General features: G+C 72.5%; 13 protein-coding genes and 1 pseudogene. 5 read left to right on the forward strand and 9 right to left on the reverse strand.

Annotated features, from left to right (window positions below; all coding sequences use genetic code 11):
• The 3 genes from STRAU_RS11775 to sbnA form a co-directional block, all read right to left on the reverse strand.
• Positions 1-4500, reverse strand: a 4500-nt coding sequence (locus tag STRAU_RS11775) for a non-ribosomal peptide synthetase (RefSeq protein ID WP_158692062.1), incomplete at its 3' end; no start/stop codon positions are given.
• Positions 4497-9116 (reverse strand): non-ribosomal peptide synthetase, encoded by a 4620-nt coding sequence (locus tag STRAU_RS11780; protein ID WP_016640520.1) that lies wholly within the window; start codon positions 9114-9116, stop codon positions 4497-4499. The genes STRAU_RS11780 and STRAU_RS11775, both read right to left, overlap by 4 nt.
• A complete protein-coding gene (gene sbnA / locus STRAU_RS11785; protein WP_016640521.1) occupies positions 9113-10105 on the reverse strand; it encodes a 2,3-diaminopropionate biosynthesis protein SbnA in 993 nt (330 codons plus the stop codon). The genes STRAU_RS11780 and sbnA overlap by 4 nt, the downstream gene beginning before the upstream one ends.
• A 344-nt stretch (positions 10106-10449) precedes the next feature.
• Between sbnA and STRAU_RS11790 the strand changes: the two genes are divergently transcribed.
• Positions 10450-12048, forward strand: coding sequence for a tryptophan halogenase family protein (locus tag STRAU_RS11790; protein WP_016640522.1), 1599 nt, complete (start codon positions 10450-10452; stop codon positions 12046-12048).
• Positions 12049-12108: 60 nt separating this feature from the next.
• A complete protein-coding gene (locus STRAU_RS11795) occupies positions 12109-13500 on the forward strand; it encodes a cation:proton antiporter (RefSeq protein WP_016640523.1) in 1392 nt (463 codons plus the stop codon).
• Here STRAU_RS11795 and STRAU_RS11800 read toward each other — a convergent pair.
• The 6 genes from STRAU_RS11800 to pdxR form a co-directional block, all read right to left on the reverse strand.
• On the reverse strand, positions 13442-14575 hold the full coding sequence (locus tag STRAU_RS11800) for a beta-ketoacyl synthase N-terminal-like domain-containing protein (RefSeq protein WP_052029054.1): 1134 nt from the start codon (positions 14573-14575) through the stop codon (positions 13442-13444). The two genes, STRAU_RS11795 and STRAU_RS11800, sit on opposite strands and share 59 nt — an antisense overlap.
• The gene (locus tag STRAU_RS11805; protein WP_016640526.1) at positions 14572-15795 is read right to left on the reverse strand and encodes a beta-ketoacyl-[acyl-carrier-protein] synthase family protein; all 1224 of its coding nucleotides are present in this window, start codon (positions 15793-15795) and stop codon (positions 14572-14574) included. Before STRAU_RS11805 ends, STRAU_RS11800 begins: the two co-directional genes overlap by 4 nt.
• Positions 15796-15824: 29 nt before the next feature.
• Positions 15825-16100 (reverse strand): acyl carrier protein, encoded by a 276-nt coding sequence (locus tag STRAU_RS11810; protein WP_037658804.1) that lies wholly within the window; start codon positions 16098-16100, stop codon positions 15825-15827.
• Between the two features lie 72 nt (positions 16101-16172).
• On the reverse strand, positions 16173-16979 hold the full coding sequence (locus STRAU_RS11815; protein WP_016640527.1) for an AfsR/SARP family transcriptional regulator: 807 nt from the start codon (positions 16977-16979) through the stop codon (positions 16173-16175).
• 130 nt (positions 16980-17109) lie between these two features.
• Entirely contained in the window at positions 17110-18177 is a 1068-nt protein-coding gene (gene sbnB / locus STRAU_RS11820; RefSeq protein WP_016640528.1) for a 2,3-diaminopropionate biosynthesis protein SbnB, read from the reverse strand.
• 200 nt (positions 18178-18377) lie between these two features.
• On the reverse strand, positions 18378-19778 hold the full coding sequence (gene pdxR, locus STRAU_RS11825; RefSeq protein WP_016640530.1) for a MocR-like pyridoxine biosynthesis transcription factor PdxR: 1401 nt from the start codon (positions 19776-19778) through the stop codon (positions 18378-18380).
• Positions 19779-19898: 120 nt separating this feature from the next.
• Between pdxR and trpD the strand changes: the two genes are divergently transcribed.
• The 3 genes and pseudogenes from trpD to STRAU_RS42925 all read left to right on the forward strand — a co-directional run.
• A complete protein-coding gene (gene trpD, locus STRAU_RS11830) occupies positions 19899-20957 on the forward strand; it encodes an anthranilate phosphoribosyltransferase (RefSeq protein WP_016640529.1) in 1059 nt (352 codons plus the stop codon).
• 786 nt (positions 20958-21743) lie between these two features.
• Positions 21744-22415 (forward strand): RNA polymerase sigma factor, encoded by a 672-nt coding sequence (locus tag STRAU_RS11835; RefSeq protein ID WP_016640531.1) that lies wholly within the window; start codon positions 21744-21746, stop codon positions 22413-22415.
• A pseudogene (locus STRAU_RS42925) lies at positions 22415-22949 on the forward strand (hypothetical protein); the annotation flags it as partial. The gene STRAU_RS11835 and the pseudogene STRAU_RS42925, both read left to right, overlap by 1 nt.

Consider the following 22949-nt stretch of genomic DNA (forward strand, 5'->3'; position numbering starts at 1 on the left):
GCCGATCGCCAGCGCGAGGCCCGCGACCGTCGGGGCCTCGAACAGCGCCCGGATCGGCACCTCCAGGTTCAGCATCGCCCGTAGCCGGGCGATCACCTTCGTGGCCAGCAGCGAGTGCCCGCCCAGGACGAAGAAGTCGTCGTCGATGCCGACCGAGTCCAGGCCGAGGACCTGGGCGAAGACGAAGGCGAGGCTCTCCTCCAGCGGGGTCCGCGGAGCGCGGCCCACCGGCCGTGCCACGGCGCCCGGCTCGGGCAGGGCCTTGCGGTCCACCTTGCCGTTCGGGGTCAGCGGCAGGCTCTCCAGCGCGACCAGGGCAGCGGGCACCATGTAGTCCGGAAGCTCGCCCGCGGCATGCTCGCGCACCAGGTCCACATCCGGCAGTTCACCGCCGGGCACCGGCACGACGTAGCCGACCAGCCGTTTGCCGCCGCCGTCCTCGCCGAGCACCACGGACGCGTCGCCGACCATGGGCGCGCCGCGCAGCGCGGCCTCGACCTCACCCAGTTCGATCCGGTACCCGCGCAGCTTCACCTGGTCGTCCACGCGGCCGACGTAGTGGAGCACCCCGTGCGCGTCCCAGCGGGCGAGGTCGCCGGTGCGGTACATCCGCTCGCCCGCGGCGTCGAAGGGGGAGGCCACGAACCGGGAGGCGGTGAAGCCGGGCCGGTTCAGATAGCCGCGGGCAAGACCGCCGCTGACGTAGATCTCCCCGGTCACCCCGGCCGGCACCGGGCGCAGCGCGGAGTCCAGCAGATACACCCGGTGCGCCGCCAACGGCCGTCCGATCGAGGGGCGTTCGGGCCCGTGCAGCGGGCCGGCGCAGGTGGAGGCGAGCACGGTCTCGGTCGGGCCGTAGCCGTTGAACATCCGGACGCTGTCCGACCAGCGCGTCACGACCTCCTTCTGGCACGCCTCACCGGCGACCACCATCGTCAGGTCGGCCGGCAGGGTGCTGCCCTCGGGCAGCGCCGCGGCGACCGCGGGCGGAAACGCCAGCAGATTGACCCGCTGCTCGGCGATCAGGTCGACCAGCGCGGGTCCGGGCAGCCGGCTCAGCTCGTCGGTCAGCACCAGCGTGCCGCCGCCGAGCAGCGCCATCGACCACTCCCAGATCGAGGCGTCGAAGCTGGACGGAGCGAACTGCAGCATCCGGGTGTCCGCGACGACGTCGAACCGTGCGATCAGGTCGAAGACCATCTTGGTGAACCCCAGGTGGTCCACCACGACGCCCTTGGGCCGCCCGGTCGAGCCGGACGTGTAGATCACGTACGCGGCATCGGTGGGCAGCAGCGGCCGGGTGCGCTCGGCGTCGGTCGGATCGCCCGCGGGGCGGGCGGCCACCCGCGCCGCGCGGTCCGGATCGTCGACCAGGACCATCTCGGCCCCGCCGGCGGGCAGCGCGCGGCCGATGTCCACGGTGGACACGATCACGGCCGGCCGGGCGTCCTCGAGCATGAACGCGATCCGGTCGGCCGGGTACTGCGGGTCGACCGGGAGGTAGGCGGCACCTGCCTTCTGCGTCGCGAGCACCGTCACCAGGAGTTCGGGGGTGCGCGGCAGCACCAGCGCGACGACCGTGTCCGGGCCCGCACCGCACGCGATCAGCTCGTGCGCCATCCGGTTGGCCCGCGCGTCCAGTTCGGCGTAGTCCATCGAGCCGCCGCTCCAGCTCAGTGCCGGTGCGTCGGGCGCGGCGGCGACCCGTTCGGCGAACAGCGTCGGCACGTCGCACACCCGGCGTTCGGCGAGGGCACCCGCCCACGGGCCGACGATGTCGGCACGCTCGTCGGCGGTGAGCGCGTCCAGCGCCCCCAGCGGCCTCTCCGCGTGGTCCACCACGGTGGCCAGCAGTCCGGTCAGCCGCTGCCCGACCCGCTCGGCGCCGTCCGCCGTGAACAGGTCCGGCCGGTAGGCCAGTTGCAGCCTGAGCCGGGTGCCCGGATGCACCAGCAGGGCCATCGTGTACTCGCCGGAGAGCTCGGCCCGGACGTCGTCCACGGCCAGGCCCGGCACGATCGCACTCAGCTCCGCCAGGTCCGTCGGATAGTTCTGGATGGTCACGGACGTGTCAAGGAGTCTGCGGATCCCGGTCAGCCGCTGGATGTCGCCCAGGCCCAGGTGCTGGTGGTCGGTCAGGGACAGCTGCTCGTCCTGCAGGCCGGCGGCGACGTCGGCGAACGACCGGTAGGGGTCGAGCCGCACCGGTACCGGCAGGGTGTTCACGAACATGCCGACCATCTCGTCCACACCGGACAGATCGGCCGGGCGGCCGGACTGCACGCTGCCGAACACCACGTCCCGGCTGCCGGTGAGCTGGCCGACGAGGATCGCCCAGCAGGTGTGCACCACGGTGGCGAGCGTGAGGCCACGGCGGCGCGCGAACCCGGTGACCGCATCGGTCAGGTCCGCCGGCAGATCGAAGAAGAGATGCTCGGGCCGCACCGGCGGGATCTCCTCGCCGTGGGGCGAGACCAGCGTCCCCTCGGACACGTTCGTCATCGCCGCCCGCCACGCCCGCTCCGCGCTCGCGACGTCGCGCTCGCCCAGCCAGCGCAAGTAGTCCTGGTACGGCCGGGGTTCGGGGGATCCGGGCGCGCCGTCCCGGTAGGCGCTCAGCAGCTCGCGCAGCACGATGGGGGTGGACCAGCCGTCCGCCACGATGTGGTGGAACGTCCACAGCAGCCGGTGCCGGTCGGGGCCGAGGCGGATCAGCGTGAACCGCATGGGCGGGGGAGCCGCCAGGTCGACGCCGCGGTCCCGGTCGGCGGCCGCGAAGTCGGCGAGCTGCGTCTGGGAGGCGCCGCTCAGGTCGACGTGCGACCAGGGAAGCTCGATCGTCTCGGGGATGACCTGCAGCTGCTCGCCGGTCGCGCTGTAGCGGAAGCAGCAGCGCAGGTTGACGTGGCGCTGCAGCAGGCTCGCGGTGGCGGCGCGCAGCCGGTCCTCATCCAGCGGCCCGGTCAGGTCCGCGTGCACCTGGACGTGGTAGACGTCCAGTTCGTTCTTGTGCAGGCCCGCGTGGAACAGCATGCCCTTCTGCAGCGGTGACAGGGGCAGCACGTCCTGCAGCGGACCCAGGTCGGCCTCCAGCTCGTCGATCTCGCGCTGCGTCAGCGTCGAGACGGTCAGGTCGGAGGGCGTACGGCCGCCCGCGCCCGGCGTGCCGGCGTGCTCGGCCAGCAGGCCGAGCAGCCGCAGCCATTCATCGGCCAGCTCGGCGCAGCCGGGCACGAGGTCGGGCAGGTAGGCCCAGTCGGCGATCAGCCGGCCCTCGCTCACCGCCACCGTCACGCTCACCGCGTGCTCGACGGGGGTGGCCGGGTCCGCGGCGGCGGTCACCGTACCGGGCAGTTCCGCGTCGAAGCGCAGCCGCACCTGCGGGGTGCCGCGCCGGGCGAGCACCCCTGCGGTCTGCGGGTTGAGGCGGCGCAGCACGCCGTAGCCCGCGCCGCCGTCGGGCAGCGCCCGCAGCTGCTCCTTGACCCGCTTCACCGCGTCGTCCAGGTCCGCGTCGCCGGGCGTGAGGTCCTCGGGGTAGAGCACGGCCGCGTCCGCCCGCACGGGGAATCCGCTGCCGCAGTGGCCGACCGTACGGCTGAGGTCGAGGCCCTCGACGGGCTGCCGGCCGCCGTGGCCGGCCAGCTCGACCAGCACGGCGGTGCGGCCTGCCTCGGCCTCTCCTCGGTGTGCCGCCGCGGCGATCGCCAGCGCGGCGAGCAGTGCGTCCTCGGTGGTGGCGTGAAACGCCGACGGCAGCGTGGACAGCAGGGCCTTACTGGCCTCTACGGGCACCTCCTGGCGCAGATGGCACAGCGCGGCCGCGGTGTGCTTGGCCGGGTCGAGCACCACGTCCGGCACCAACTGGGCGTCGGAGTCCAGCTGTTCGGTCCACGCGGGCAGCTCGCGCACCCGGTGTGCGGCGCGCGCCTGCTCGGCGAGGCGGGCCGCCCAGTCCCGGTAGGGGACCGGCACGTCGCCGGCCACCGGCGTGCGCCCGGCGACGGCGTCGCGGCACCCGGCGAGCAGGTCGTCGGCGAGCACCCGCCACGACGCGGCGTCCACCACGAGCTCGTGCGCGAGCAGCAGGATGCGCTGCCCGGCGAGCACGGCCTGCAGCGTGATGCCCTCGCCCACCGCCAGGCCCGGCCGCGCGGCCGCGGCCAGTTCGGCCGGCTCGGCGTCCGCCGGGGCCTGGGACACCAGCTGCTCGGCGCGCACCGCGCCCACGGGGAGCACCCCCGATGTCAGCAGGCCCTCGAACGGCTCGGTCAGACACAGCCGCAGTGCCTCGTGCCGGTCGAGCAGTGCCTGCACGGCCGCGGTCAGCGCGGCCAGGTCGGTGCCCTCGGGGGCGTCCAGGACCAGGAACTCGCCCGACTGCGCGCCCGGCTTGGGCAGTGCGTCGGCCCGGTCCCGCAGCCGCTGCACCGCCGGGGTGAGTGCGGCCTCGTGCATGTCCCACGGTCCGTCCGCCGCCGCTCGCTGCGACTGAGTCACGATGTCTCCCTCTTGTTGGCTCCGCAGTGCGCGACCAGGGCACGCAAGGCCCGGAACCAGGTGTGTGCGATGTCCTCGGCGTCCGTGTCGGCGAACAGCTCGCCCGCCCACAGCCAGTCGGCGACCAGGTGCGGCCCCTCGGGCCGGTCCTCGGTCACGGGCGTGACGGCCAGGACGTGCCGCAGCGGCGTGTCCGGGCTGGTGGCGGTGGAGATCACCGCGTCGCCGCCGTCCAGTTGCCAGGCGCCGGTGCCGGTGCCCGCGGCGAACCGGCCCAGGTAGTTCAGGCCGAGCTCGGGCGGCGCGAACCGGGCCAGCGCGGCCTGCGTCTGCGCGTTCAGGTAGCGCAGCAGTCCATAGCCCAGGCCGCGGCCGGGCGCGGCGTACGTGCGCTCGGCGAGCCGTTGCAGCGCGGCGCCGCCGGCCCACAGGTCGTCCCAGTCCAGGTCGTCGCCGTCCGCGGAGGTGTCCAGGCGCACGGGGAAGACACTGGTGAACCAGCCCACCGTGCGGGCCAGGTCCTCGCCGTCGATCGGCTCGCGGCCGTGCCCCTCCAGTTCCACGAGGACCTGCCCGGCGCCCTCGCCCCTGCGGCGCCGCCAGTCGGCGACGGCGATGGCCAGCGCGGTCAGCAGGACGTCGTTGACCTCGACGCCCAGCACGGCGGGGGTCGCGCCGAGCAGCGGCCTGGTCACCTCGGGCGGCAGGACCAGACGCAGCGCGTGCCCGGTGGCGTAGGTGTCGCGCAGCGGGTCGAGCGGCCGGCCGGCCAGGGGCGGGCCGCTGTCGCGGACCTGCTCCAGCCAGGCGGGGAACTCCGCGAGGCGCCCGCTGGAGCGGGCGTCGCGGCTCAGCGTGCGACACCACTGCCGGTAGGAGGTGCCGACGGGGTCGAGCGCGATGTCCCGGCCGGCCATCACCGCTTCCCATGCCTCGCGCAGGTCCGGCACCAGGACCCGCCACGAGACGCCGTCCACGCACAGGTGGTTGACCAGCCACAGCAGACGGTCCGGTGCGTCGTGCGTGCCGCGGACGAGCACCGCCTGGGTGACGATGCCGTGTTCGGGGTCCATCCGCGTCCCCGCGGCCGCCGCGAGGTCCGGTATCGGCGCGGCGGCGGCCTCGGTGAGCACGTCGCCCGCCTTGACCGAGCCCGGCGGCAGCGTCTCCATCACCCACTGCCCGGCCACGGGGACGCTCACCTGCATCCGCAGGGCGTCGTGGTGGTCGAGCACGGCCTGCAGCGCCTGGCCGAGCCGGTCGGTGTCCGTGCCCGGGGGTACGTCGACGACCACGTACTGGCCGTAGCGGCGGGCCGCCTCGGGCAGGCCGGTCGAGGCCAACAGCGCCAGGTCCGCGCAGAGTTGCGCGGCCACCGGCGGCGGCTCGACGGCGCCGACGCCGTCCTCGGGGCGGGGCACCGACGGCGGCCGCACCGGCACGGCGGCCGCGGCGATCGCGGTCGGCGTCTTGAGCTGGAAGATCTGCTGCGGGGTGACCTGCAGGCCCTCGCGGCCGATCCGGCTGGACACCTGGATCGAGATGATGCTGTCGCCGCCCAGGTCGAAGAAGTTGTCGTCCGGGCCGACCTCGCTCAGGCCGAGCGCCTCGGCGAACAGCCGGCACAGCAGCTCCTCGCCGGGGGTCTGCGGCTTGCTCGATCCGCCCGCCCGCACCACGTCCTCGGCGTCCGGCTCGGGCAGCGCCTTGCGGTCCACCTTGCCGTGGCCGGTCAGCGGCAGCGCGTCCAGCGCCACGATCACGGACGGCACCATGTACGCGGGCAGCACCGCGCCGAGCCGCTCGCGCAAGCGCGCCGGGTCGTCCTGCGTGGCGTCGGTGGGCACCACGTAGCCGACCAGGCGCTGCCTGCCCAGCTCGCCGAACACCGTGACGGCCGCGTCCCGTACGTGCGCCTGGGCGAGCATCGCGGCCTCGATCTCGGCCAGTTCGATCCGGTTTCCGCGCAGCTTCACCTGGTGGTCGCGGCGCTCGACGAACTCCAGCTGCCCGTCGGCACGCCACAGCACCCGATCGCCGGTGCGGTACATGCGCGCACCGCCGCCCGCGAACGGATCGGGCAGGAACGTCGCGGCGGTCTTGGGCGCGTCGCCGAGATAGCCGCGGCCCACGCCCGCCCCGCTGACGTACAGCTCGCCGATGACGCCGCGGGGCACGGCCGCCAGGTTGTCGTCCAGCACGTACAGCGAGGTGTTGCGGACGGCGCGGCCGATCGGGACGCGGCGTCCGGCGGCGCCGGTGATGCCGTCGTCGGCGGTGAGCACCGCGTGCGTGACGTCGTCGGAGCACTCGGTGGGTCCGTAGGCGTTCAGTACGGGGATCGCCGGTTCGCGGCGGAACCAGCGCTCGCACAGTTCGGCGGGCATCGCCTCGCCCGTCACCAGCAGCCAGCGCAGGGCGGGCAGCCGCGGTCCGTCCCCGGCCACGTCCCAGGCGTCGAGTGCGGCGCGCAGCAGCGAGGGCACCACTTCGGCCACGGTGACGCTCTCCCGTACGGCCAGCGGGAACAGCAGGTTGGGGTCGGCGGCGACCGTGCGGGACACGATGCGCACCCGGCCGCCGACCAGCAGGCCCGCGAGGAGCTGCCACACGGAGATGTCGAAGGTGAGCGGCGCGTTCTGCAGGACGGTGTCGGCCGAGGTCAGGTCGAGGTCCTCGATCTTGGCGCGCAGGTGGTTGACCATGCCGCCGTGCTGCACCATCGCGCCCTTGGGTGTGCCGGTGGAGCCGGAGGTGAAGATGACGTACGCCAACGCGTCGGGGGCGTCGGGGCCGTCGGGCAGGCCGGTGAGTTCGGCGGGTTCGGGATGCTCGGCGTCGTCGAGGAGCACGGTGCCGGCGCCGGTCGAGGCGGCGATCTCGGCGGCCAGTTCCTGGTGTTCGGCGTCCGCCAGCAGGCAGCTGATGCCGTTGTCCGCCACCAGGCCCGCGGTCCGTGCGGAGGGGGCCTGCACGTCCAGCGGCACATAGGCCGCGCCTGCTCCCCAGATGCCGAGCATGCCGACGACGAACGCGGCGCCCGGTCCCGCGAGCACGCCGACGAGGCCGGTGGCGGGCAGGCGCGGGGTCAGCGCGTTCGCGCGGGCGAGCAGCTGCCGGTAGGTGAGTTCCCTGGGCGCGTCGTCGGGTCCGTCGATCAGCGCCACCGCGTCGGGGCTGTGGGCGGCGACCGCGCGGATGGCCGCGGCGACGCTCAGGTAGGGCTCGTCGGTGGCCGCTCCGTGCGACATCCGGTCGTAGGCGCCGGCCTCGGCCGCGTCGAGCAGCGCGATCCTGCCCACGGGCGTCTGTTCGGCGGCGCCGGCGAACCGGCCCAGGAAGTGCGCGAACCGGTCGGTGTGGTCGGCCACTTCGTCGGCGTGGTACAGGTCCGGGTTGCCGTTGATGTTCAGCTGCAGGGCCTGGTCCGCGTTGTCGACGGTGGTCACCATCAGGTCGTTGACCAGGCCGGTGGTGAGGTTGTGCGCCGTTGCCGTGCACGGGCCGAGGTCCAGGGCGGTGGGCAGCGGCAGCATGTTCACGAACGGGCCCACCGGCCAGCGGTCGGTGGGCTGCAGGCCGAGGTCGCGGCGGATCGCGCCGACCCGGTAGCGCTGGTGGCGCAGCAGCTTGGACAGGTCGGCCGCGGTCCGGCGCAGCAGCTCGGGGCGGCTCTCCGTGCCGTCGAGGCGCACCTGGAGCGGCAGGAAGTTGGCGGTCATGCCGGGGATCTTGAGGGCGGTGGCACTCGTCCGGGCGCTCGCGGCGACGGTCAGTGTCACGTCGGGGGCGCCCGTGATCCGGTGGGTGTAGAGGGCGGTCGCGGCCATGAGCAGCGCGCCGGTGCTCACGCCCGCCGCGGCCGCGGCGCCGCGCACGGCGCTCGACGTCGGCTCGTCCAGGACCCGGGTGCGGCGCAGGAAGCCGCGGGGCAGCGAGTCCACCGGCGACCGGGTGGACAGCGTGGCCCCCGCGGTGGGCCGGGCGAACCGGTCCTGCCAGAACGCGCGGTCGCGTTCCTCGAACCGCGTCCCGAGGTAGGACTGCTCCTCCTCGACCAGCAGCCGCAGTCCCGGCAGCGCACCCGCGCCCACGTCCGCGCCCGCGGCCAGGCCCGCGTAGATCTCCGCGAACCGGCGCCAGTACACCAGGTGGCTGTAACCGTCGCTGATCGCGTGGTGGTTGCACAGGTACAGCCAGGTCCGCTCCGGGCCCAGGCGCAGCTCGGCCAGCCGGATCAGGGGGAAGGCGTCGATCGCGAACGGGCGCAGCAGGTCGGTGTCCATCCACTGCCGGGCGGCGGCCTCGGGGTCGGCCTGCGCGGACAGGTCGTGCCGGCTCAGCGGCACGGCGGGCAGGGCCTGGACGGTCTGCCGGGGCAGCCCGTCCTGCACGAGGAACCGGATCCTGGTGCACTCCGCCTCGTCGAGCAGCCGCCGCACGGCGGCCTCGACCAGCGCGGGGTCCACGGGGCCGCGGATGTCCAGGTACGCACCGGAGTTGTAGGCGGGCGTCCCGCCGGAGAACTGCTCGTCGTACCAGATCTCCGCCTGGCCCGCGAGCAGCGGGAACGCGGCGGGTCCGGCCGGCGCCGGGTGCTGCTGTGTCACCGTCACGGCTGCCTCCTGGGGGTGGCGGGCTGCGCGGCGGCGGCCGGCGTGTCGGCTCCGAAGTGTTCGCTCACCCACTCGTCGTCGTAGATGGTGTCGAGGTAGCGCTCGCCGAGGTCGGGGGCGATGGCCACGGCGGTGAGGCCGCCGTCGGGGGTGTGCTCGTCCAGCCAGCGCAGCGCGCCGGCCACCACGGTGCCGGTCGAGCCGCCGAACAGAAAGCCGTTGCGCTGCATCGTCCGGCAGGTGCGTACGGTGTCGCGTTCGGCCACGACGATGAGCTCGTCGACGTAGGACCGGTCGAGCAGGGCGGGCCGCACCGCGGTACCCAGGCCCGGGATCAGGCGCGGCAGGGGCGGGAATCCGAAGGTGACCGACCCCTCGGCGTCGATGCCCACGATCCGCACCGAGGGCTTCTCCTCGCGCAGGTAGCGCGCGCAGCCCATCAGCGTGCCGGTGGTGCCCGCGCCGACGAACAGGACGTCGAGCTCCGGGAATTCCTTGAGGATCTCCGGGCCCGTGGTGCGGGCGTGCGCCAGCCAGTTCGCGGCGTTGCTGTACTGGTCGAGCCAGACGTAGCGGTCATTGGCCCGGCACAGCTGCTGGACGCAGTCCAGGCGGGCGCCGAGCAGTCCGTTCTCGGGGTGGGCCTCGGTGACCACCCGCACCTCGGCGCCGTGGGCCCGCATCAGCTGCTGCGCGGCCCGTGTGCAGCGCGAGTCGGTGACGCACACGAAGCCGTAGCCGTAGCTGGCCGCGACGATGCTCAGGGCGACGCCGAGGTTGCCCGAGGAGCTCTCCACGATGGTGGTGCCCGGGCGCAGCACGCCCGCACGCTCGGCGGCGCCGACCATCTCCAGGGCCGCCTTCAGCTTCACCGAGCCGGCGAAGTTGAAGCCCTCGCACTTGAGATAGAGCGACTTCCCGAAGGCCGGCTCCAGGGAGACATAGAGGTCCCCGACGTTGAACTCCTCGGGCCGGGTGATCACCGTCATCGTGTCTCCCAGCGGTCCGGATTAGAGAAATCGGGCCGCGACTCCGTAATCGACATCTTCTCCAAACCCCTACTCCGGCACTCCCCGACTCGCGATATTCGGCAATGATTACGGACGTCTCTGACAAGGGGATGACACGCCGATGATAATCCGTCCTGACCTGCAAATATAGAATTCTGCAAGGTTCTCGCACAGAGCAGTTCCAATGATTCGTTGACTTCCGGCAGCTCCCCGTGGGAAATTCGGCAAACACCTCAGAAAAGCGGCTTTCGAAATTCTGGATTCTGGCGATCGAACCAATCCGGCACCGCAGGCGCGGTGCCGAAAAGAAAGGGTGAGCAGCGGTGGAGGATCATCGGATCAAGCGGGTCGTCGTCCTCGGTGGCGGTACGGCCGGATGGATGTCCGCCTCGTACCTCGGCAAGGCTCTCGGTCCGGACGTGTCCATCACGGTGATCGAGGCACCGCAGGTGGGCCGCATCGGTGTCGGCGAGGCGACGGTGCCCAACCTGCACAAGACGTTCTTCGACTACCTCGGTTTCACCGAGGAAGAGTGGATGCGCGAGTGCAACGCCAGCTTCAAGATGGGCATCAAGTTCACCAACTGGCGCACCCCGGGCACCGGTGAGGCCACCGCGCGCGCCCTGGGACAGGGGGAGGACTCCTTCTACCACCTGTTCGGGCTGCTCGCGAACTCGGACAACCTGCCGATCTCGCACCACTGGACGCACCAGAAGCTGACCGGGCAGACGGACGAGCCGTTCGACTACGCCTGTTACCGCGAGCCTCCGGTCATGGACCTGAACCTGTCGCCCCGGTACATGGACGGCACCAAGTGGACCAACTACGCCTGGCACTTCGACGCGAACAAGGTCGCCGACTTCCTGTGCCGGTTCGCCGTGGAGAAGCAGGGCGCGATCCACATCCAGGACAAGATGACCGGCGCCGAGGTCGACGAGCGGGGCTTCATCACCTGCGTCAAGACCGAGACCGGGCGGGTCATCGAGGGTGATCTGTTCATCGACTGCTCGGGCTTCCGCGCCCTGCTGATCAACGGTGTGATGCGCGAGCCGTTCCTGGACATGAGCGACCACCTGCTCAACGACAGCGCCGTGGCGACCGCCGTGCAGCACGACGACGAGGCGGAGGGCGTCGAGCCGTACACCGGCGCGATCGCCATGTCCTCCGGCTGGACGTGGAAGATCCCGATGCTCGGCCGGTTCGGCACCGGGTATGTGTTCTCCAGCCGCTTCCAGTCCCGCGACGACGCCACGCTCGAGTTCTGCAAGATGTGGGGCCTGGACCCCGAGACCCAGCCGCTGAACCAGATCAAGTTCCGGGTGGGCCGCAACCGCCGCGCCTGGGTGCGCAACTGCGTCAGCATCGGCCTCGCGTCCTGCTTCCTCGAGCCGCTGGAGTCCACCGGGATCTACTTCACCTACGCGGCGCTCTACCAGCTCGCCAAGCACTTCCCCGACAAGCGGTTCGACCCGATCCTGCAGAGCCGGTTCAACGCCGAGATCGAGACCATGTTCGACGACACCCGGGACTTCCTGCAGGCCCACTTCAGCTTCGCGCCGCGCAACGACACGGCGTTCTGGCGGGCCTGCAAGGACCTCGAACTGGCCGACGACATCAAGGAGAAGATGGCCATGTACCGGGCCGGGCTCCCGGTGAACATGCCCATCACCGACGAGACCACCTACTACGGGAACTTCGACGCCGAGTTCCGCAACTTCTGGAACAACAGCAACTACTACTGCATCTTCGCCGGCCTGGACCACATGCCCGAGCACACCCTGCCGATCCTCGCGGCCCGCCCGGACATGGTGGACCGCTCCCAGGCCGTCTTCGAGGGGATCAAGGCCAAGCAGAAGGAACTGATCGCCACCCTGCCCTCCACCTACGAGTACCTGCGCAAGCTGCACGGCAAGACCGGCTGACCCGCCACCGCGGCAACGGCACGGACACACCCGGGCGAGGGAGCGAGGGAAGAGGAACCGGTGGACACCGAAGCGATAACCGCGCTGGTGATAGCGGACGTTGCGATCATCGTCGTCGCCTCGTGGCTGCTGGGGGCACTGGCCCGGCGCTGCGGCCAGCCGACGGTGATCGGGCAGATCGTGGCCGGTCTCGCCCTGGGCCCGACCCTGCTCGGCCAGCTGCCGGGCGACCCCACAGGGCACCTCTTCCCGCCGGAGGTCAAGCCGTTCCTCACTGTCCTGGCGCAGGTCGCGGTCGTCATCTTCATGTTCCTGGCGGGATACGAGACCGACTTCGGCCAGTTGCGCCGCGGCAGCCGCGCGGTGGTCTGCGTGGCGACGCTCGCGCTCCTGGTGCCCATGGGGCTCGGGGTCGGCTCGCTGGAACTGTTCGGCGGCGCCTTCGACGCCGTCGGCCACGGGCACGCCGAGGGCGGGTCGTTCACCTTGTTCATGGCGGTGGCCCCCGCGGTGACCGCCCTGCCGGTGCTCGCGGCGATCGTGCGCGAGCGCGGCATGGCGGGCAGCCCGGCGGGCACGGTGGCGCTGGCGTCGGCCGGGTTCATGGACGTGGCGGCCTGGCTGGTCCTGGCCGCCGCGTTCGTCGGCACCGGGCACCAGAGCGGACACTCCTGGCCGGTGACGCTGCTGCTGATCACCGGGTTCGTGGCGGTGATGCTGCTCGGTGTGCGGCCGCTGCTGGGCCGGCTGCTGTCCAGGCCGGCGGCGCTGCTGATGAACCGGGTGCCCCTCGCGCTGGGGCTCGCCCTGGGCAGCGCCTGGGTCACCGCCTCACTGGGGCTGCACCCGGTCTTCGGCGGCTTCCTCGCGGGCCTGACCATGCCCCGCGTCGGCAACCGGCCCGACCCCGAGCTCCGCCAGACACTGGAGCAGACCGCGGGGGTGCTGCTGCCCCTGTTCTTCGTCACGACGGGCCTGTCGTTCGACATCGGATCCGTGGACGGCGACGGGGCCGTCCTGCTGGCCCTGATCCTGGCCATCGCGATCGCCGGCAAGCTGCTGCCCGGCTACGTGGCCGCCCGGATCGGCGGTCTGGACCCGCATCAGTCGGCGCTGGTGGCCGCCCTGGTCAACACCCGCGGCCTGACGGAACTGATCGTGCTCAACGCGGCTTTGGACACCGGTCTCATCGGCCCCGAGCTCTTCACCGTCTTCGTCATCATGGCCCTGGTCACCACCTTCATGACGGGGCCGCTGCTGCACCTGGTCAACCGCCGCGCACAGGCCCTGGCCCCGCCGGGAGCCGTGCCGAAACCGGCGGCCGGGGCCGCGCGGGACCCTTCCGGCCGGAAGGGGGCAGGGGCCGGGGACCGTCGTCCGTCGTGTCGCCGGCTCAGTCGGGCCGGCCGAACAGGGCGCAGCCGACCGTGCCGTCACGGTCGATGCCCGTGAGCAGGGCCAGGTCCCCCGGCTTGGACCAGTGCGCCGCGGCGGACAGCGCCGCCGACAGCTGCAGCCCGGCGGATGCGGCGAACGCATCGCCCAGCAGCGGACGGCAGTGCAGCCACCGCGGGTCCGCATCGCCCAGCACCGCGCGGATGCCCGCCTCCTCCTGCTGCGCGTACTCGCCCAGCGGCACCACCAGGCGGATCCGGTCGGCGCCGGCGCCCGCCTTGGCGAGCGCGGCCCGCACACACACGGCGAGTTCGGCGCCGCCCTCCACGGCAGGATCCGCCGCCGCCCGGAAGTGCGTCGCCGCCACCGTGGCCACCGGCACCCGTCCGGCCGCCGCCGCCTCGGCGGCCGGCTCCAGCAGCGCGACCACACAGCCCTCGCCCAGCGGCGCGGGCAGATCGCGGCCCGCGCTCACCGCGTCGGCCAGCAGGGCCCGCGCCGGCGAACACTCCTCGGTGGCACCGACCAGCAGGCGCCGGCAGTGGCCGCCCCGGCTCAGGCGGGCCGCGTAGCCGATGGCCAGGAGCGCGGACAGCCGGCCTGCGGCGATGGTGGTGTTCGGGCCCTGGAGGCCGTGCCAGATCGCGCTCTGCCCGGCGGCGCGGTTGAGGAACGTGTCGGGAAAACGCAGCGCATCCACGTGATACGGCTTGGACGCGGTGAGCGCCCCCCGGGTGAAGTCCATGACGGTCTGCACGTTGCCCTGGCCGACCCCCAGGACGAGTCCGATGCGCTGCGGGTCCCCGGCGACCTCCGGCCCCAGCTCGCGCAGCAGGACGTCGATGGCCGTCGCGGCGAACGCCGTGGAGCGGCTCATCGTGCGCGTCCCCTTGCGCCCCAGGTGGTCGGCCGCCCTGAAGCCCGGCACCACCACGCAGGGGACGGGCGCGCCGTCCCCGGCCTCCTCCACTCGCGCCGCACGGCCCGACAGCAGGCCCTCGCGCAGCACGTCACGGCCCACGCCGTAGGCGCTCACGGCGGACCATCCCGACAGCACCAGCGTCCCGCCGTCCCGCGCCGCACCGTCACGGTGCGCGAGGTGCGGCGATCCGCTCGCCTCGATCGTCGTCATGACACCTCCTGGTGCCGGCCGAGCAGCAGCACCACGTTGTTGCCCGCGAACGCGAGCGCGTTGTTCTGCACCACGTTCAGCACGGCCTCGCGCGCCTGGTTGGGTACGCAGTCAAGGCCGCAGTCCGGGTCGGTGTTCGTGTGGTTGATGGTGGGAGGGATGAAGCCCTCGCGGATGGCGAGCGCGCACGCGACCGCGGCCAGGGCGCTCGCCGCCCCCATGGCGTGCCCGATCATGCTCTTCACCGACACCGTCGGCGGCGGCACGTCGAACACCTGCCGGATCGCGCTGGTCTCGACCACGTCGTTGGTCGGGGTGCCGGTGCCGTGCGCCGAGATCAGGTCCACGTCCTCGGGCTTGACGCCGGCATTGGCCTGCGCGAGCCGCATGCACCGGGCCAGGCTGTCCTGGTCCGGCGCGACCGCGTGCCCCGCATCGCAGTTGAGCCCGTAACCGAGCACCTCCGCATAGATCCGCGCCCCGCGGGCCCGCGCCGAGCGCAGGGTCTCCAGGACCAGGACGCCACTGCCCTCGCTGGCGAGCAGGCCCTTGCGGTCCCGGTCGAAGGGCTGGCACATCTCCGGCGCGATCGTGCCGAACCGGTAGAACCCGGTGAACGTCTTGCGGCACACGGCATCCGCGCCGCCGCACAGCGCGACATCGACATCGCCGACCCGCAACGCGTCGAACGCGCTGCCGATCGCGTAGTTGCCGGCCGCGCAGGCCGTCGCGGTCGTCATGGTCTCCACATCGCGCAGCTCCAGTTCCCTGACCACGCCCGAGGCGAGCCGGCTGGCGTCAAGACGCCCGGCCAGGACGGGATCGAGCGCGCCGTGCGCCAACTGCTGTTCCGTCAGCGTGTCCAGGTCGCGCGTCTCGCCGTCGCTGGTGCCGATGGACACCAGCGCGCGACGGCGCCGCAGCTCCTGCAGGCCGAGCCCGGCGTCCACGAGCGCCATCCGGGCGCCCGCGACCGCGAACTGGGTGGCCCGGCCAAGACCCTCCGGCTCCAGGTGTTCGAGCCACTCCTGCGGGCTGAAGCCGCTCACCTCGCACCCGATCGCGTGCGCGAAGCCGGTGGTGTCGAACGCTGTGATCGGCTTCGCCCCACTGCGTCCCGCCCGCAGACCGGCGCAGAAATCATCCACTCCGGTCCCTATGCTGCTGACCACGCCAAGACCCGTGATCACCACGCGCTCCTGCTCCGCGTCCGCGCTCACTTCACCCTCCTCGAGTCGTGAAAGCCCGCTCAGCGATGCGCGGCGAGCGCCTCGTCCACCACCACGAACACGTTCTCGAGGCTGTCGAGCTCGTCCACCTTCGAGTCCTCGATCTCGATGTCGAAGGTGCGCTCCAGGGACGCACTGAGCGCCACGAGCCCCATCGAGTCGGCACCGAGGTCCTTCCTGAAGGACGCGTCCGGCGTCAGGTGCTCCTCCTCGACGTCCAGGACCTCCAGCACGACGTCCTTGATACGGGCCCGGTCCTCGTCCGCCAGGGTGGACCCGGGCAGCGGTGCGGTCATGGTGTCTCCTTGGGTGATGTCGGTCGTGGCACGGGCGACGGCCCGCGCCACCGGTGGTGGGGTCGGTGCCGCTCACAGCACCGCGAAACGGGGCGCCGCCGAGCGGCCGGGACCTGCTGCCGGCCGCTCGCGCACGGGGCCGAGCAGCTTCGGGTCGGAATTCAAAATGGCGAGCATGACCTGGTGCAGCCGCGCACCGGGATCGATGCCGAGCGAGCCCGCCAGCATGCTCCGGCCCTGCTCGTACAGGGCCAGGGCCTCCGCCTGGCGGTCGCAGCGGTACAGGGCCGTCATCAACTGCGCGCGGAAGCGCTCCTGGAGCGGGTACTGGCCGACCAGCTGCGTCAGCCTCGGCACCAGGGCGGCGTGCCCGCCGAGCGCGAGCTCGGCCTCGAACTGGTCGGTGAGCGCCGTGATCCGCAGTTCCTCCAGGCGTGGCCGGACCGCCTCGGCGAGGTGGCAGGTCACATCCGCGAGCGCGGGCCCGCGCCACAGCGACAGCGCCGAGGAAAGCAGCGAGAACGCCGTCTCGTACGCGCCTGACTCCAGCGCCTCATGCCCGCGGTGCGCCCGGTCGGTGAACTCGGCGAGATCGAACCAGGAGGACCCGGTCTGCATCAGATAACCCGGCGAGCGGCGCATGATCCGGGCACGCGGACCAAGGGCTTTCCGCAACCGGGAAACGTAGGTGTAGATCTGGGCATTCACGGTGGCGGGCGGCTTCTCGCCCCACAGGAAATCACCCAGCTGCGAGTCGTACACCACCAGGTCCTCGGCCAGCAGCAGAGCGCCGAGCACGGTGCGCTGCTTGGCGCCGCGCAGCGGTATCTGCCGCCCCGCGTGGTGCACTTCGACCTGCCCCAGAATTCGGAACTCCATCCACCCTCCGGTTGCGCCGCAGACCATGGCCGTAAATCCAGCGGAAGACTACGAAGACTCGATGACACACCTGTGACTGCGCACTGACACCACCCCGCCCGCGGCCCCTCACGGGCGGCTCACGGATGGTTCACGGGCGGGCGGCGGGCGTGGTGGCGCGCCCGTAGCGGTCCATCTCGTGGAAGAAGCCCTCGATGACGTGCGCCTGGCCCTGGCGGCGCACCTCGTCGTGGACGAACTTGCCCACCGCCAGGTCCAGGACCCCCAGTCCGAACGGCGAGAACACCACGGGGCGGTCCGCCGGCACCACCACCTGCCCGGTCATCACCTCGTACAAGGTGCCGTCGAGGAAGTCCCGGCTTCCGGTGAGCTGTTCGGTCAGGTGCGGGGAGGTGTCGGCCTTCAGGCAGTGCTCGACGTCGTCGACCACGTTCGCCGAGGCGAGCAGGACCTCGGGGGCCAGGTCGCGCAGCGACACGTTCAGCACGATCGGGTGGTGCGCGAACCAGCCCGGCTCGTGCACATGGGGAGCTGCCGCGACGGTCGCGAAGACGACCAGGTCCGAGGAGCGGATCAGCGCCTCGGCGCTCTCGTGCACGGTGATCCGGCCGGTCTCGGGCGAGCTGTGCAGATACGTGCTGAAGTCCGCCGCGTACTCGGCGGACAGGTCATGGACGCCCACCTCGTCGAAGGCCCAGCCGGTCCCGGCGAGATAGGTGTGGATGTGGCGGGCGATGAACCCCGCCCCGATGAACCCGACCCGCCGGGGGCGCTCGCGCCCCTTGGCCCGCGACAGCCAGTCCGCCGCGAGCACCGCGGAGGCCGCGGTGCGGGCCGCGCTGATGATCGAGCTCTCCAGGCAGGCCAGGGGATATCCCGTGTCGTGGTCGTTGAGCACGAGCACCGCGGAAGCCCGCGGTATCCCCGCCGCCACGTTCTCGGGGAAGCTGGAGATCCACTTCAGGCCGTCGACCCGCGTGTCGCCGCCGATGGACGACGGCAGCGCGATGATGCGGGACGAGGGGCGGTCGGGGAAGCGCAGGAAGTACGAGGGCGGGTTGACCGTGTCGCCCCGGCCGTGCACGCGGTAGGCCGCCTCGACGAGGTCCACCGTGTGCCGCTCCTGCCCGCTCAGCACGGCGTGCACCTGGGAGCCGGGCACCACGGCGAACGGCAGAACGAGATCTTCCTTGGTCATCCACGACTCCCTTGCAGTGGCCGGGTGCGGCCGGATGCGCCCGGCGGCCCTTGAGGACATGGTCGACAGCAGCTCTGACAACACGCTGACAACAGCTCCCGGCCGCCCGGTCGCGGTACCTCTCGGCCGGCAGGAAGGCCGTGCGTCGGATCGCTCACCCTGGCGTACGACCGGCCCCCGGGCACGCACCCGCCCCGTTCTCACCCGCGCCTGACCGCGCCCACCGTGCGCAGGGCGTCCGTGATGCCGGAGCCCGGCAGGTGCGCATGGCCCACCACCAGGGCCGGCGCGTCCGGCTGCGGCCGCATGTGGAAGGCGGCGCTGCCGCGCACCAGTACGGAGCCGCGCAGCACCGCCGCCACCAGGGCCGCCTCGTCGGTCGGCCGGGGCAGCCGCACATACGCGTGCAGACCCGCCCTGGCCCCGCTCACCGAGGCGCCGGGCAGATGCCTGCGCACGGCTTCGTCCAGGGTGTCCCGCCTGCTGTGCGCCAGGACGTTCAGGCGCCGCAGATGACGGTCGAACAGGCCGGTGCGCAGCATCTCGGCCATCGTCAGCTGGGTGAAGGCGTCGGTGCCCAGGTCGTGCCGGGCACGGGCCCGCAGCAGCAGTTCGAGCATCGGCGCCGGCGCGGTCAGCCAGCCCAGGCGCAGACTGGGGGAGAGCGCCTTGCTGGCGGTCCCCGCGTAGACGACCCGGTCGGGCATCGACCGCTGCAGGGCCAGCGGCCGGGTGCCGCGCTCGTACCACAGGCCACCGTCGTAGTCGTCCTCGATCACCCAGCCGTCGACGGCCTCGGCCCAGCGGGCCAGGGCCGCGCGACGCCGCTCGGACAGGGTCGCACCGGTGGGGAACTGGTGGGTGGCGGTGACCAGGACGGCCCGCGCCCCCGACCGCGCCAGCGCCTCCACGTCCACCCCCTCGCCGTCGACCGCCACCGGCAGCACGCCAAGACCGGTCTCTCGGATGAACTGGCGCTGGCCGGGATGGCCCGGGTCCTCGATGGCCAGCGTGTCGATGCCCAGCCCCGGCAGCACCGTGCACAGCAGACCGAGCGCCTCGGCGAATCCGGCCACCACGGCGATCTGGCCGGGGCGCGCGCGCACGCCCCTGACCCGGCCCAGATACCGCGACAGTTCGTGGCGCAGAGCGCCCTCGCCGGCCAGCGGCGGGTAGCGGTGCAGCGGCAGGTCGGCTGCCTGCAGCACCCGCTGGTAGCAGCGCAGCCACTCGCTCCGGGGGAAGGCGGGCGTGTTGCCGCCGCCGGGCCGCAGGTCCCAGCGGACCGGCTCCGCCTTCTGCCCGGCCTTCTGCTCGTCCAGCAGCGCGGGCACGACCGGGCCGGTGTCGAGGTGCCCGACCACCTTGGTCCCCGAGCCGTGGGCGGTCTCCAGGTATCCCTCGGCCACGAGCTGTCCGTACGCCTCCACCACCACGCTGCGGGAGACGTCGAGATCGCCCGCGAGCCGGCGGCTGGAGGGAAGCCGGGTGCCCGGGTGCAGGGTGCCTTCGGCTATCTCCCTCCTGATGAATTCCTGAATCTGCGATGTCAGGGAAACCGAAGAATCCCTCACCACTTCGAGCGCGATGTGCAGGGCCATGCCATCTACCTTCTTCTGAAGTGGACCGCACACTTCTACGGACAGTGGTCTGGAACGCACTTTTCTCTCTTCACAGAATGAGATCGAACACACCGTCAGCACCGCTGAAGGAGAGTCCTCATGGCCGCCGAGCCGAAGGTGCCCACCTGGCCCGATGTCCTCACCACGCTGCTGCGGGGCCAGAACCTCACGGCTGAGGAGTCGGCCTGGGCCATGGACCAGGTGATGTCGGGCAGCGCCGGGGACGCCCGGCTGGCCGGCTTCCTTGTCGCGCTGCGGGCCAAGGGCGAGAGCGCCGACGAGATCGAGGGCATGGCGCGCGCCCTGTACGAACACGCCGTGCGCCTGAACGTCCCCGGCCCCACCCTGGACATCGTGGGCACCGGGGGCGACGGCACCCACAGCGTGAACGTCTCCACGATGTCGGCGGTCGTGGCGGCCGGGGCGGGGGCCCGGGTCGTCAAACACGGCAACCGCTCGGCGTCCTCGGCCTGCGGATCGGCGGACGTGCTCGAGGAGTTGGGACTCGCCCTCACCCTGACGCCGCCCCAGGTGCGCGCGGTGCTCGAGGAGACCGGCATCACCTTCTGCTTCGCCCCCGCCTTCCATCCGGCGATGCGCCACGCGGCCGGCCCGCGCCGCGAACTGGGCATCCGCACCGTCTTCAACGCGCTGGGCCCGCTGAGCAACCCGGCATCGCCCACGGCACAGGCGGTGGGCGTCGCCAACCCGCGCCTGGCACCGCTGATCGCACACGTGCTGGCCCGCCGCGGCGTGTCCGCGCTGGTCTTCCGCGGCGACGACGGAATGGACGAACTCACGGTCACCACTACCTCCACAATCTGGTCGGTCGACGGCGGCGAGGTACGCACCGAGCACTTCGACCCGCGCGACATCGGGATCGGCCGGGCCCCCGCGGCCGCGCTGCGCGGCGGGGACAGCGCGCACAACGCGCGGGTGGCCCATGAGGTGTTCGCCGGGGCCAGGGGGCCCGTCAGGGACGCGGTGCTCCTGTCGGCCGCGGCCGGCCTGGCGGCCCTGCAGCCGAGCCGGCTCGGTGTCACCGAGCGCCTGGGCCAGGCGGTGCAGCAGGCCGCACAGGCAGTGGACTCGGGCGCCGCCGCGGCCGTGCTCGAGCACTGGACCTCGGTGGCCGCAAAGCACGCCACGGGCGGCTGACCCCCACATCCACGTGCTGTCCCTCCCCTCCCGGCACCGCAATAGCAAAACGGTAGAGAGGCTCGAGGGCGCGAACCAACTTATTCAGCATCCGGTGAAAGTGCCGCGTGAGCAGGGCCGATGCCTCTGCGTGCGGCTACTTCTCCCTGCCCGGGTGCCGAACTGTCAGCACGCCGTCAGCACGCCGTCAGCGGCTGCCCGGCCGCAGCACCCGATGCGCGGCATATGCCGAGATCGCCCGAGCCGCCTCAACGGAGGCAGGCCCCGTACAGTCGGTGATCCGGCTGACACCGCGCGTTCACCGCGCACTCCGCGGGCACCACCAGCGACGCCACACTGCTCGCGGGCCGCGACGGCTCAGCGGCATTGGTTTGGAGGCATCGCATGAGGCGCCTGGCCGGCTGGCCGCGCGGTTGGTCACGGCGACGGGTGATTGATGCCTCGCATCGCCCCAGGTCAGAGAGGTAGATGTCGTGGAGACGACCGGGGCCGCCACCCCCCACAGGAGAGGCCCCGGCCGTCACACGGCACGAACCGCGTGGCGGTCCGTACTCCCTTCTGCGTCCCCGGTGCGTTTTCTGTCACACCGCACTGTGTCACCCGCTAGTTGCATGTTGTACAAACATGGACGCGCACCGGTTTCACGCCGTAGCGTGCAGTTTCGCGCCGCGTTGGGACCCACCACCGCGACCGCCGACCGGACCACCGCGAGCGGTACAGCGGCGCACGACCGCTAGAAGACAGACCCGTGAGAGCGGCGCCTGGCCAGGCGCAGAGGGGCACCCAGTGCAGGGGGAGGACGACGCTGAGCTGACCGCCGCCGTGCATGCGGCACAGGACGGGGACGAGACCGCGTTCCGGACTGTGTACCGCGCCGTGCACCCGCGGCTGCTCGGTTACGTACGAACGCTTGTCGGCGATGTCGAGGCGGAGGACGTCGCGTCCGAGGCGTGGCTGCAGATCGCCCGCGACCTGGACCGGTTCAGCGGCGACGCGGACCGCTTCCGCGGCTGGGCCGCGCGCATCGCCCGCAACCGCGCCCTCGACCACATCCGGATGCGCGGCCGCCGCCCCGCGATCGGCGGCGACGAGACGGAGCTGACCGGCAGGCCCGCCGAGGCCGACACCGCCGGCGAGGCGATCGAGTCCCTCTCCACCGACGCCGCGCTCGCCCTCATAGCCCAGCTCCCGCAGGACCAGGCGGAGGCCGTCGTGCTGCGGGTCGTGGTCGGTCTCGACGCCAAGAGCGCCGCCGACACGCTGGGCAAACGCCCCGGCGCGGTACGCACCGCCGCCCACCGTGGCCTCAAGCGCCTCGCCGAACTGATGGGCGCCGAAGGACCGGCGCAGGGGCAGGGCCTGGGTGCCGTTCCCCCGCAGCCGGACCCGCACGGACGCGCCGTGCCGCCGTCCCCGTGTGTGACGCATTCGCGTACGCGGACGCAGAAGGACATGTGATGGCCGACGAGCAGTACAAGTGGCTGGACCGTGACGCGGCGGAGAGACTGCTCCGCGGCGAACGGCTCGAAGGCATCGGTGATCACGAGCGCGAACAGGCGGAACGCCTCGCCGCGGCGCTTGTCGCGCTCCGCGCGCCCGCCCCCTCCGACCCCGCCCCGAAGGTCGAACTTCCCGGCGAGGCCGGGGCGTTGGCGGCGTTCCGGGAGGCGCGGGGGGCTGCGGGTGTCGCGGGTACTGCGGGTGCCTCGGGTGGCACGCGTGTCGCAGAGGCTTCTGGGACTGGAGTGGCAGAGACGGCCGGAGTCGCTGATGGGGCGGGAGTTCCTGGTGCGGCTGGGGCTGCTTCTGGGGGTTCCGGTGCTCCCGGTGCTTCCGGTGCGGCTGGGGTCGCTGAGGTCGCCGGTGCGGCCGGTGTCGGGTCCCGCGCCGCGTCCGGCGCGCGGATCGGTGTGGGCGCCCGTCGCGGCGACCGCGACCAGCCCGTGCGCATCGGGCGCGCCAGCGCCGGCTCGCGTCCCGCCCGCTGGGCCC

The sequence above is a fragment of the Streptomyces aurantiacus JA 4570 genome (assembly GCF_000414115.1).
GTDB classification, from domain to species: domain Bacteria; phylum Actinomycetota; class Actinomycetes; order Streptomycetales; family Streptomycetaceae; genus Streptomyces; species Streptomyces aurantiacus_A.